Here is a 13,277-nt window from a genome sequence, read left to right as displayed (position 1 = left end):
TGCTTCCCCAAAGGAATCAATGATCTGACTTTAGCTATTTTTTGGGGAATGTGTTTCTTAACCTTGTTCAGTCAGATAAACAGCTTCAGCAACTCGTTTGAGTCGTCTGAGTTGAGCTTTCATATCATTTTTGGTCAAGTTAGCGGCAAACGTATTAAAACCCCATTTCACAATCGGATTAGATATCTTAAATTCAAAGCGGTTATATAACTTTGTTCCTTGAGCATTGGGTTGACACTCCCAGCGATCGCATCCTTGAAAAAATCCTTCAAATTGCCAGACAATTAAACCAGGTTCGCGTTCAATTACGACACTTTTTAAAGTCGGCTTAATCAGTGGAATTGAAATCAAAAAACGACTGCGACCGCCGATATTTGTTGTCCATTCTCCTATTGGTTCACACTTAAGAGCAGGATTTAACCAACGGTGCATTAATTCTAAATCAGTTAAACACTTTTCGACAGCTGTCGCACTAGCCTTAATCTGGATCGCTTGTTCAAAAGTTTGATGAAGTGACATTGAGCAATGTTAATTTTTATGTATCTTTATTTATTCTAGTCAAAATGAGGTAGTAATTGTAGAACCCCTAGATCTAAATCCTTACTCTTCATTACTTGAGCTTCAAACAAACCCAACATATCCGATAATTGAGGATTACCACGAGATGATCCAGTAACTCCCATCGCAATAATTAAGCCACAATAACCCTTGGATTTTTGAGAACGATTTTCCCAGTTTTTGCGAGCCTTCATGTGTTCGGGGTCATCGCCAATAAATTCACCAAAAAGATACAAATCACCATTATTAAGTTGTAGGATACCCAGATCATAAGTCGCATCTGTAAAAGGATCTTCACCAGGATTAAAACAAATAGCTTTTAACCCGCCGCCCTCTTTAATTCTTTGAATAATTTCTTTAGCTTTGGGGCGACTCGTTTGTACCATAATAATTGGCAATCCATCGCCTTTTTGTGGACAATTTTGATTTTGATAATAAATCTGAGGACGTGTTCTAATTTGTTCGTGCATTTCCCAAGATATCATCCCTAGACTCAAAAAAGAATTATCTGGAATTAAATCTTCCTTGAGTGAGAAAGAATTTTCATCATCGTCATCATCGTCAAAATCATCATCATCATCATCATCTTCCACTTGTTCGACCATAGCTAAAAACTCACCCGATAATTCAGGTAGCGTTGTCACCGTTGTCGATATGGTTTCTTGATCCGACTCAGACGTTAGAGAGATCCGAAAACGCTTACTAATGGGTTGTAGGGTTTCTTCGGCTAATTCAGCTTGGGTATTGCGGAAAAAACGGTAGAGCGATTGTAAAGCAACATTAACCGCGATCGCTTCTTCTTCATCTAAATAGGGTCTAATGCCTTCATAGGGATGAACACTACCAAAAACAGGACGAATTTGAGAAACGTCTAAGTTTGATAAATCAACTCCCTCGTCATCGTCATCGTCATCAGATTCGCTTGTTTCAATAGCTTCATAACTGAGAAACCAACAATCTTGAGACAAAAAAGCTTTTTCTAACTGTTCAAGGGATTTTTTTTCTAATGCAGCGAGACGGAACTGTTTTAGAGAGTCGAGCGATCGATATAAAATCACTCCATATTCTTGCCCTAACATTCCCATCACACAAGCATAGAGGGTATCTACACCCCATTGATTGATTTTGATGGATAAAATATCATAATCTGCCAAAACATACCAAGGTGCCTCTTGCCAGATCTCTAGGGCGGTTTTTTTCAAGGCTGCTTCTTGTGTTTCTGGTAATGCAGGGGGTCGAGAATGGTTCATTTCCTCGAATCCTCTGAACAATTCATCAATCAGAGGTAATTCTGGGATCAGTTCAATATCAATATCGAGGTTTTGTAAGACACCGCGTAAAAAAAAGTGAATTTCTTTATTACGCACGACAATTTTCTGAGGACGTGCAGGTTTAGCGGGACGATGGGGTGTTTCAATTGCCCGTAAAAAGGTTCTGACGATCGCTTCTGGCCCTGCATCGACCGAAACCACATCCATTGCTCTAACAAAACCTTCTGAACCATCAACCCAGATCACGCACTCTTCGGCTCCCTCATGTTCAGGCTCCATCGACGTTTTTAAGCCTAATAACGAACGTCGATCACCTTCCCACACAACACCAGGAATTTGAGGAATTTTTTTGAGGCGACGTTGGGTCGTTTGAGGAAGAATGCTCATTATTAATGTTTAGCCTTTAATGTTTAATATGATATTGAGAATGCGACCACTCTTCAACCTATTAAAATATTCTATCTAGTTTCACCAACGACTTGATAAATAAAGGACAATGTTACCCATGCGTTTACATCTAAAGCATAATAGTCGGCTGAATTATTAACAAGTTCGCTCTTGACGGCACTTGAAAGAGCTAAATCTTCTAAAATGGATTGGGCTACCTCAAGGGGTTGAGCAAGGGTAAAAATCGGGTTACGCTCATGGTTAAACACTTGACTGGTTTCTAGCACTTTTAAGGTTTTTTTAAAGGGATAACGAGAACAGATCACAAAAATTTCGGTTAAACCCACAGGCCCCACTACTCGCCAAGTTGGTAGATTTTGATTGGGTAAAATCAGGGTTTCTCTCGATGCAATTACTTGATCTTGAAGTTGTGCCGTTTCAGGATGGGCTAGACTCAGGGTAAATGCGTTGCCACTCGCATCAATTCCGATTAATAGACAATAAATTGGCTCTTGTCCATCATTGGTCAGACGATATTGTATTTCTGTGCCGATCGCAATTTTTGGAACGGCTGCTAGTGGTTCTGTAACAAACAATTTGGGTTTTGTCTCACTTGTTAATCGCGTCTTTTTTTGGAGTAGGTGTTGGGGAGTCGGTGCGAGTTGGTCTAAATTTGCCGTGACTAACAAACGCGATGAGCCTTCATTACCAGTCAGTCGCCAGAGTTTGGCAGCTAACAGGGTTTTAAATTGGGGTATTAAACGTTGTACGGCTCCTTTGACGGCTTCGTTGTCTTGACCTACAGTACTCGAAATCGGTGTCCCTGCAACCGATAATAGTCGATAACTTCCCATCCCTAAAGACGCATCAGCAGCCGTTGATGGTGAAATGACCGAATCAGAATCCTTAACGGTTTCAGAGGGTTTAGAATCGATTTTACTTAAGATACAATCGATTTTTTGTTCCCCCTTGGTAGCTAGAGAATGCGCGATCGCAATTGTGGCTAAGGCACTGGTCGCATCAACCCGTTCAATGCGCGATAGACTACTATCTAAGGCAATGACTAAACTGATTTGTCGCGATAAAACTCGTATCCATTCTTGAACGGTTTGTCCAACTTCTAAAGATGAAGTTAAAGAAAGTCGTTGTGCTTTAGCGGTTAATCCTTGTCGGGAGATGATTTGTAACACTTCTTCGGGTGACGAGGCAAGAACAAAACAGGAAGATATGCCCAGTTCATCAACTAAATTAGCGTTCAAACCAGTTAAACTCAGTTCCACGATTTTTTCACTTTTTACACTGGTAATCACTCCTTCGGCACCGTCTAGCTGTTCTGGAATTAAATGATAAGTCAGACGAGATTTTGGATTTTTTAGGAGTTGGGGCTGTTGTTGTAATCCTGTCAGTTGTGCTACTTGTTGACTGGTGTGATTAAAAATTGTAAAAATTTGACTCGTGTCGGTGGTTTGCCAAAGATATTGAGTTAAAGCATAGGTAAATAGTCCCGCACTCCAATCATTATCGATAATCTCAGTAGCCATTTGATTTTGTCCACTAGCAGCTAAAATCGTTGCAGGAGTTGCCCCACGTTTGGCTTTAGTACGGTTGCGGAGATCGGTTAATAAGCTTAATTCTTCTGAATTGATTTTACTTGATGTTGCAGGAAACGATCTCGAAGAGATCTGCTTCGCGGCGCGCACTTTTAGATTACCTTGTCGCGGCTTGCCATCGGTGGTATGACTGGTATCTAAAACCATTGTCACTTGATCAGTAGCCAGCGAGCGAGCTAATAAAAAAATCGTTTCTTCAACAATTTCATTTTTTGTTTTTTCTTTCAATAGTCCATTACAGGGTAAAAAACTATTAATTTCTTGTATATTACCTGTGTCAGTTGTGAGCTTAATTTGATTGCCGTAACCACTAAAATGAAAAATGACCACATCTCCCGATTGCGCTTGGGTGACTAGATGTTCACGAAAAGCCGTTTCGATATTGTCTCGTGTTGCTTGTTGATCGGTTAAAGTAACGATATCACTCAGATTAAAGCCAAAACGATAGACTAATAATTCCTGTTGTCGTTCAACATCGGTCAAGCAGCCTTGTAAATGGCTATTTCCTTCACCATAATCATTAATCCCAACGAGTAACGCTAATTTTCGTGGTGTGACAGCAGCAAGGCTGTGAGTTGTGCGAATTAATTCACTTGGACTAACACCCAACGTCAGTAAGCCAAATGCGGTCTGGGATAAAAATGAACGTCGATTTGTACTCATTGGGGAAAGTCTCCTAGAGTTAGAAAACAGAAGATAGCCTGCTTTTGCTTTTCTCCTGTTTTCTAGTAATCTTGTTTTATTCTGGCTGACTTTGTGCAGCACGAATCAATTCTGCTGCAACTTCAGGACGAGAGAATTCTGGAGGAGGTAATTCACCCCGTCGTAACATTTCCCGAACTTTAGTCCCCGATAAATGAATCCGTTCTTCTTTACGACTCGGACTGGTTTTAGTCGTTGCCATTTGCTGAGTACGAGTACAGTAGAAAGCGTGTTCAAACATCATCGGTGTAATGCCCAATTCTTCGGGTTTAAACTCATCGAAAATATATTGAGCATCATAGGTTCCGTAATAGTCGCCGACTCCTGCGTGATCTCGACCGACAATAAAATGAGTACAGCCGTAATTTTTGCGGATCAGGGCATGAAAAATCGCTTCTCTGGGCCCCGCATAACGCATCGCACTCGGATTAATTGCTAAGATTACCCGATCTTGAGGAAAATATTGATCAATCATGATCTCATAGCAACGCATCCGCACATCGGCAGGAATATCATCGCTTTTGGTTGCACCAACTAAAGGATGTAAAAATAAGCCATCGACAATTTCAAGGGCGCATTTTTGGATATACTCATGGGCGCGGTGAATGGGATTTCGAGTTTGGAATCCTACTACGGTTTTCCATCCTTTTTCTTTAAACCGTTGTCGAGATTCAACGGGATCGACTTGATAGCTAGGAAAATCAGGATGAGCATCGCGTTGTAATAACCAGATTGGCCCCGCTAAATTAATGGGGCCTTGATCATAAACGACTTTGACACCTGGATGTTTAATATCATCAGTACGATAGACGTTAACGGCTTCATGTGCTTTGTTATAACGATATTTTTGCGTTAGTTCCAGAACTCCCACAAATCGTCCTGTAGGATCATCTAACCGTATCCAGCTTCCCTCTTTTAAAGGTTCAGCGACTTCTTCAGTTACGGATAATGTAATGGGTATACTCCAAGGAAGACCGTTAACGAATCGCATATCTTCAACAACGGATTCATAGTCGGCTTGTTCCATAAAACCATTAATCGGACTGAATCCACCAATGGCAATCATAACTAGATCAGATGTTGCCCGTTCATCAAGTTGAATTCGGGGTAAATGATCTTGTTGCTCTAAAAACTCGTCTCGTTCTGCTGAGGTCGCAATACGATTAATTAAATGTCCGCCGTGTGGCGCAATCCCATCTGTCTGTATGCTCATAGTGATTCATCTTGTCGTCACGATTAATCCTACCAAGCAAAGGAAATTATTCAAAGGGTGCAATGAACGAATTTTCTTAACACGCGCCTTTTTGTTTTAAAACAACCTTGATGGTTTGCAGCAAAAGGGATAGATCATACAGAACAGACCATTTTTCTTGATAGTCTAAATCTAAACGCACGATCGCTTCAAAATCTTTGACACTCGAACGCCCTCTAATTTGCCATTCTCCAGTAATTCCTGGTTTGACTCTCAAGCGTTGCCAGTGATGAGGTTTATATTTTTCGACTTCATCAAGGGTTGGGGGACGGGTTCCGACTAAACTCATCTCACCTTTTAAGACATTCCAAAACTGAGGAAATTCATCAAGACTGGTACGACGCAGGAAATGACCGATTTTGGTGATTCGTGGATCGTTTTCGTTTTTGAAAATGTGACCGCTTGCTTCATTTTTAACGAGGTGTTTTAGCTGTTCAGCATTCACTACCATGGAACGAAATTTCCAAATTCGAAAAGGACGACCTCGATAGCCACAACGAATTTGACTGTAAAATAGAGGCCCTGGATCATGGAAAAACATTGCGATCGCAATGGGAATCGCCATTAATCCCAAGATGGCTAAACCGACTAATGCCCCTAGTAGATCAAACAAACGTTTAGCTTTACTGGTAATGGATGGATGAACCGATCGAGGTTTACAAGGTATCGATTTAAGATGGAAAGATGTATCAGCATCGGGATGTAAGGCAAAAATTTTAGAGTATGCGATCATCTGATTACACGTTTCGGACATGAGTGTGATTAATCTATTTCACAATCATAAGCAAGTCATGTTTGTTCTAACGTATAAGTAAGCGTCGCACTTTGTATAACTAGATGTATAAGATTTTTGGTAAATGTTATAGATTAGAAAAAATTAAATTGATGTTCCTCGATTTGGTCTTATTTGTTTTGACGAATCAGATGCTTAATTTAGAGTTAGCCTGCTCAAGAAAAGCTTTAAGTTTTATCAAATTTGCTCTGCAGCAATATCTTCTTTAAAATAATTGTTTATTAAATTAGATCTAATAAAACTTGATGAACTCTTTGAGCAACAGCTTGACTGGAAAGTCTATTTTTGAAATCAACCGTCGCTTGTGTGGCTATGCTATCACGTAACTGAGGATTAATGAGTAGTTGCTCAATTTTTTCGACCCATTCGTCACGATGAGCAGCTAACATTCCATTTTGACCATCTTCAAAAAAATTAGGATAATCAATCCGATTATGAACAACAATTGGTACACCACACTGCATATAAGAATTCACTTTTCCAAAAGATTTACCCAAGCTGTAGGGATGAATATCCATAACCGCGTGAAGCCCTACAGCTACTTTTTCTAAAGAGTCATGATATTGCTCTAATGATAAAAGAGAAAACAGTTTTGTAGGAATCTGATTCTGTTTTAGTTGTTCAAGATCATTTTCGATGGCTTGAGCATTTTTAAGACCATAAATCCAAAACTCAAAATCTATTTTTTTTCGTAGTTCTATGACTACTTCAAGTAAAAACTTTCGCTCTTGAGCATATCCAATTGCATCACTGGTACCCCAAGCTACGATCCGTTTGCGTTGACTAGATGGTAGATATTTTCTATTCTCTAAATTCATCCCACTCCAAATAATATGTGTATTCGGATTGTACTGATGACAATAGTTAGCAATATATTGACTTCCACAAATTACTAATTTACTACCTTGACAGCAATCAATAATTTGTTGTGTTTGATTTGGATCTAAAAAATCAGCATCATCTAAATCGAAGACAATCTGAGAAGCCTGATAAAGTTGTGGATAATTCAGAGGATGACGACCTTTTTGAATATAAAGAATATCAGGTTTTTCTAGAGCTAAAATACGTCTTCGTTGAGGCAATTCTAGCTGAAAAGGAACAATAATAACTCGCCAGCCTAATTGTCTCAAATATTTACTTAAATTGTAGGCTCTTTCACGAGATGAAGCTAATGTCTTATCGCTACAAGGAAAGATTAAAATTGATTTATTTTTTCTAGGCAAGATAGATCTTTGGCAATGCAGAATTACTTCTCGTAAATAGTGACCAATTTTAGATTTTAAAAAAATTTTATCAGACATATTATTCTTGCTCTTTTTTAGAAGTTGCTTTATAAAACAACAATTTTATGACTCAATTATGATGCTCAAAGAAAAAACTTAAATTGTTATTTTTTAAATAGTCTAGGCATCAAATTACAATAATTTTGATGTCAATTTACATTAAGTTAACTCAACAAAATGTTTTTTGATTAATTTTAATACTTTTCTTAACTAAAAAACTGATTACTCAATAAAACGTTATCAATAATTAGTAGTTTCTTTAATCAGTTAAGTTAAAATTTTTCGTAATAATTAAGGTACTATTCCATTAAACTTTTAATCTTATCTATAAATTTTTTCTCTTGAAAATATTCTGTATAAGCTTGACGAGCATTTTTGACAATTGTAGCTGATTCATCAGGATGGTTCAAAAAATAACGACATTTTTCTTCTAAATCAGAAAAATCCCATTTAACAGGAACATAAGTTTTTCCCTCAACAAAAATATTGGGTTCAGTTTTAATATGACTCATTGAAGGTTTAATCAGTAAGCAATCATAACAAATTGCTTCAAAATCACGCCAACAGGTTTCTCCCCAACCAAAAGGACTAAACACAATACGACTTTTTTTGATCTCTTGTAAATACTGACGACGAGAAACTAAACTTTCTTCAGTTCTTCCACTAAAAACAACTTTATAATCCGAGTCTAGTGGTTTGATCGCTTCTAAAGCCGTTTGTCTATAGTGATAATACCATTCTTTTTTTTGAGAAGATGCCAAAGAAAGACGACAGAAAATATCTAATTCTTTATTAAAAGAGTTTTTCCTAAATAAAGGAGGTTTAAGGCTTTTGATAAATTGCTCTGAAGTTCCAAGATTCCAACCTGATTGAATTCGCTCTAAATACTTGGCGTTGACTTCTGAACCGACAAACCAATTACTAAAGTCAAATTGCCATTGTTTAGCTAAAAAATCTGTAAATTGTGAACCCCCAATATAACTTTGTTGATAATCATCTAAGTTTTTGTAGCATTGGCGTTTTAAGAAAACATCTACATAAGGCAGCAACCGAAAATAATTTGAGCTTGTTTGAGCAAATGGATCAATAAAAATTAGCTTTTTTGAGCCGAGATGTTCTCTCAAGTCTAGTAAAACTTTTTCGGCTATTATTAAACCTTCTTCTTGCAAACTAGCCTGCCAGGAAGGCATCAAAAAAATTAGATCACCTTGAAAAGTCTTAGAAATATTTCCTAAAGTGACAAAATCTGTCGCTTCAGCTTGACTAACTTTTAATTTTAGCTGCTGATTTAGATGTCTACGATTATAAATAAAGGGATCTAGTTGTGCTTTCGCAATGGAGTCGTTGAAAGAACCAACCACTAAAGCTCTAACGGTATTTTCTACCATAAAATCATCCTTAAATATTTTATTTATATCTCTTTATAATAAAAATTAATAATATCATCTATTTTATGTAAAATTAAAAATTTTTACATAATTTAAAAATAAAAATCATTTAATTTATAGTTTTTAAAAGGATTCAGCTAAATCTAGCAAGAACACAACATTATATCTCATCATACATAATTTCAATCAGCTTGAGCTAGAGAAAAGGAAATTGAATTTTTTTAAGATGAATACTTATCCTAAGCAGAAAATTAAATAATTTTTTAAAAATTTACGAAATTACAATGCTAGAAGTTGTTGATTATAACATCGGGAGCAGGAATTTGGGAAGATGCAAAGACCGCAGGAAAAACAGCGACGTAAACGAGGAGTTATTCTAACAGTTCAAGGGTTAGAAAAACTACAGCAAGCTAAGGAAAAGTCAGAATTTGAAGAAAACGCAGGGAATCGATACACCTTGGAAACTTTGAGCGAAAAAACAGGGTTAGCGGTTGATACACTGATGAAAATCCTGAAATGTGAAGAAAAAGTAGATAAGCAGACCCTTAAATGTTGTTTTCGAGCTTTTAAGTTGATTTTAGAAACCAAAGATTATTTTTATCCTGAGCTTCCTCTTGAATTTCCTCAAATGGTGTTTTGGAATAATGCTGAATCCCAAGAACCTGAATTACCAGAAGGTGCCATCTCTCTTAGTTCACCATTTTATATCGAACGCTCGCCAATTGAAACAGATAGTTATAAAGCAATTACCCAACCTGGTAGCTTAATTCGTATCAAAGCACCAAAACGCATGGGTAAAACGTCTTTGATGATGAGAATTCTAAATTATGCTGATCAAAAAGGCTATCACACGGTATCTTTAAACTTACAATTAGCACAAAAAGAAGCACTACAGAATATAGATACATTTCTACAATGGTTTTGTGCTTATATTAGTGCTGAAATGAAGTTATCGCAACGACTTAATGAGTATTGGGATGATTTGTGCGGTAGCAATATTAGCTGTAAACTCTATTTAGAACAATATTTATTAGCCAATACTGAACATCCTTTAGTCATTGGATTAGATGATATAGATCGATTATTTCTTTATCCTGAGATAGCTGATAATTTTTTCGCTTTACTAAGAGTTTGGCACGAAGAAGCTAGAAATAAAGCGATTTGGCAAAAACTACGCTTAATTGTTGTCCATTCTACAGAAGTTTATCTACCTCTCAATCTTAACCAGTCTCCGTTTAACGTTGGTGTACCGATTTCGTTAACTGAATTTACCTTATCTCAAATTAAGGATTTAGCCAATCGCTATCAATTATTTTGGTCAAATTACGAATGCGATAATTTAATGAAATTGGTGGCAGGTAATCCTTATCTAGTTCATCTAGCTATTTATTATATTTCCTGTAAAAAAATCAGTCTAGAGCAAATTCTAGCAACTCCTTTACATTCAGAGCATTCTATCTATAAAGAGCATCTTTTGCGTCAATTGTATTGTCTACAACAAACGAATCCTGATTTACTCAAAAATTTTGCTAGAGTAGTCATGTCTGAGCATCCAATTGAGTTAGATATAGTTAAAGCGTTTAAGCTCCAAAGTCTAGGTTTAATTCACCTGTATAATACTAAAGCGACAGTCAGTTGTCATCTATATCAACAATATTTTCAAGACTATTATGAGAGGTTTTCTCAAGCAATTTAAACAATGACCACTAATTTTTTCTATGCTTTCCCACCACTGATTACAGGAAAACTTATTAAACGGTACAAACGTTTTTTTGCAGATATTGAATTAGAAACGGGTGAAATCATTACTGCACATTGTCCAAATACAGGCCCGATGACAGGTGTTTCTACATCAGGAAGTTTAGTACAAGTTTCTCAATCAAATAATCCTAAACGTAAGCTTAAATATACGTGGGAAACCATACAAGTTAATCAAACTTGGGTCGGTATTAATACAGCACTTCCTAATAAAATCATTAAAATAATGTTAGAAAAAAGAATTTTTTTTAAGGAATTAGGAAATTATCAATATATTTATTCTGAAGTTGCGTATGGTAAAGAAAATAAAAGCCGCATTGATTTTTTATTAACGTCTGATGACCCTCTTGATAAACCGATTTATTTAGAGGTTAAAAATACAACTTGGACTGATGGTGAAGTTGCTGTATTTCCTGATACAGTGACCACTAGAGGGCAAAAACATTTACAAGATTTGATGAATTTGTTACCCTATGCTCAACCCATTATGTTGTATTTTATAAATCGTAGTGATTGTACAGATTTTGCTCCTGGTGATCAAACAGACCCGCTCTACGGTAAACTTTTTAGAGAAGCGGTTGCTAGAGGGATTTTAGTTTTACCATGTCGATTTGAGGTTACTTTTGAGGGAATTCGTTATTTAGGTTTAGCAGACTATTTACTCTATCAACCTAGTTTTAAACTATTATAATAAAGCTCTCAAAAGGGCTTGAAATTTAAGTTGTATTTCTCCTAATTCTTTTTCTGGATCTGAACCCGCTACAATTCCCGCACCTGCATACAGTCGAGCGTGATTATCTTGAATTAATGCTGAACGAATTCCTACGATAAATTCACTATTTCCTTGGCAGTCTACCCAACCAATTGGTGCAGCATACAATAAACGATTAAAAGTTTCATATTGTTGGATTAATTCACAAGAAATCTTAGTAGGAACGCCCGCTACTGCTGGTGTTGGATGTAGTTGTGATACAATTTCTAAAGGATGAATATCAGATTTTAATTGAGCATAAATCGGTGTCCAAAGGTGTTGTATATTCGATAACTTTAACAGTTTTAAGGGAGACTGATGAGGACATAAACCCAAATTAATTAACTTTTGTGTAATAAATTCACTGACCGCTTGATGCTCCCTACGTTCTTTCTCGCTTCTTAATAAATTTTGTGCTAAGATTGCATCTTCGGTCGGTGTTTTACCTCGTGGTGCTGAACCTGCTAAAGCATCGGTTTCTAGCTGATTATTTTCAATACTAATTAATCGTTCGGGACTAGCACCAATAAAATAGCATCCATCACCATTACTAACTGAAAAAATATAGCAGTCGGGATGACGTTGACGCAGATTTTTTAGACAATTTACAATCTGAAATGATTGTGGCGAAATGACATCTAAAGCATGAGCAAGCACAATCTTACTAAACTTATTAAGTTCAATTGATTTAAGGGCGGATGCAACTGAATTTTTAAAGTTAGTCGAAGGATAAATTTTATAGTTAGCTGAATTCAAATCAGTATATTTTGATAGAGCTAAATCTGGCTCTTTGTCAAGTTTTTGTAAAAATTTTTGATGCTTAACAATGAGGTCTAAGATAGGAAAAAGATTTTGCTCAGGTTGAATAGCTATATTAATATTTAAGAAATATTTACTCTGCTTTTTAATAATTTGAAATTGTGGTAGGACGACGTTAGCACTGGGAAAAACTTGAGTATAGCGATCGGTCGATTCAAAAAAGGTAAAATAGCAGAGTAATAAAGGAGTTGCTTCAACCGCTTCACCAACTTTTGTAATTCTTTGTTGACAACGTTCGATAAATTGTTGTGCTTTCGTAAATCGCTCCGTTCCATTAAATTTTAAAGATGTTGCGATGCCATAACTTAAAATTGCTTCATCTTTGCGGCTGCTCTCCCAATAAAAATGAAAGGGGTAAGAAGCGGAAATAGCTTTTAAAACTCTCAATGGATCGATCGGATCAATTTTTTGAGTAACACTGATAATTGGAGGAGTTCCATTACCTGTTGATCTCTCCTGACAAGCGTGGAGAAATAGATACAGTTCTTTCTCATCTTGTACGAGATTCACAGGATAAGGGGTAACTGGCACAGCAATAGACATTGTTAAGTTATCGTAAAGTTATTTATAATTTTTTACTCAAAAAACCAAAATAGTGATATGGATTTTTTGAAGTTATTTGTCTAAACGATTATTGGCTGTCGGGAATGCCTTTAAAAAAGCTTTTCTCCTCAAACCCTTCTTAACTATGGTATCGAAGAAAGG

Annotated in this window: 10 protein-coding genes; 2 read left to right on the top strand and 8 right to left on the bottom strand. The window is 36.6% G+C overall.

Annotated features, from left to right (window positions below; genetic code table 11):
* Window positions 1–57: 57 nt before the first annotated feature.
* From CFPU101_RS13315 to CFPU101_RS13285, 7 genes are all read right to left on the bottom strand, one after another.
* Window positions 58–519 carry an SRPBCC family protein gene (locus tag CFPU101_RS13315; protein ID WP_206815826.1) on the bottom strand — a complete coding sequence of 154 codons (462 nt, stop codon included), beginning with the start codon at window positions 517–519 and terminating at the stop codon, window positions 58–60.
* Between the two features lie 35 nt (window positions 520–554).
* The gene (locus tag CFPU101_RS13310) at window positions 555–2,216 is read right to left on the bottom strand and encodes a hypothetical protein (RefSeq protein ID WP_206815825.1); all 1,662 of its coding nucleotides are present in this window, start codon (window positions 2,214–2,216) and stop codon (window positions 555–557) included.
* A 71-nt stretch (window positions 2,217–2,287) separates the two neighbouring features.
* Window positions 2,288–4,489: a caspase family protein gene (locus CFPU101_RS13305; protein WP_206815824.1), complete on the bottom strand. Its 2,202-nt coding sequence runs from the start codon at window positions 4,487–4,489 to the stop codon at window positions 2,288–2,290.
* Window positions 4,490–4,565: 76 nt separating this feature from the next.
* A complete protein-coding gene (gene sat / locus CFPU101_RS13300) occupies window positions 4,566–5,741 on the bottom strand; it encodes a sulfate adenylyltransferase (protein WP_206815823.1) in 1,176 nt (391 codons plus the stop codon).
* A gap of 76 nt (window positions 5,742–5,817) precedes the next feature.
* Window positions 5,818–6,534: a sugar transferase gene (locus CFPU101_RS13295; RefSeq protein WP_242577958.1), complete on the bottom strand. Its 717-nt coding sequence runs from the start codon at window positions 6,532–6,534 to the stop codon at window positions 5,818–5,820.
* 260 nt (window positions 6,535–6,794) lie between these two features.
* Window positions 6,795–7,874 (bottom strand): glycosyltransferase, encoded by a 1,080-nt coding sequence (locus CFPU101_RS13290; protein ID WP_206815822.1) that lies wholly within the window; start codon window positions 7,872–7,874, stop codon window positions 6,795–6,797.
* A gap of 281 nt (window positions 7,875–8,155) precedes the next feature.
* Window positions 8,156–9,244: a glycosyltransferase gene (locus tag CFPU101_RS13285; protein ID WP_206815821.1), complete on the bottom strand. Its 1,089-nt coding sequence runs from the start codon at window positions 9,242–9,244 to the stop codon at window positions 8,156–8,158.
* A 331-nt stretch (window positions 9,245–9,575) separates the two neighbouring features.
* On the opposite strand from CFPU101_RS13285, the gene CFPU101_RS13280 reads away from it, so the two are divergent.
* Both CFPU101_RS13280 and sfsA read left to right on the top strand, forming a co-directional pair.
* Window positions 9,576–10,940: an AAA-like domain-containing protein gene (locus CFPU101_RS13280; protein WP_206815820.1), complete on the top strand. Its 1,365-nt coding sequence runs from the start codon at window positions 9,576–9,578 to the stop codon at window positions 10,938–10,940.
* Between the two features lie 3 nt (window positions 10,941–10,943).
* A complete protein-coding gene (gene sfsA, locus CFPU101_RS13275; protein WP_206815819.1) occupies window positions 10,944–11,693 on the top strand; it encodes a DNA/RNA nuclease SfsA in 750 nt (249 codons plus the stop codon).
* On the opposite strand, the gene CFPU101_RS13270 is transcribed toward sfsA, so the two are convergent.
* Window positions 11,688–13,115 (bottom strand): isochorismate synthase MenF, encoded by a 1,428-nt coding sequence (locus tag CFPU101_RS13270; RefSeq protein ID WP_206815818.1) that lies wholly within the window; start codon window positions 13,113–13,115, stop codon window positions 11,688–11,690. The two genes, sfsA and CFPU101_RS13270, sit on opposite strands and share 6 nt — an antisense overlap.
* Between the last annotated feature and the right edge of the window lie 162 nt (window positions 13,116–13,277).

It is taken from the genome of Chroococcus sp. FPU101 (assembly GCF_017312365.1).
Taxonomy (GTDB): domain Bacteria; phylum Cyanobacteriota; class Cyanobacteriia; order Cyanobacteriales; family Microcystaceae; genus Chroococcus.
This window is presented reverse-complemented; position numbering and strand designations above follow the sequence as displayed.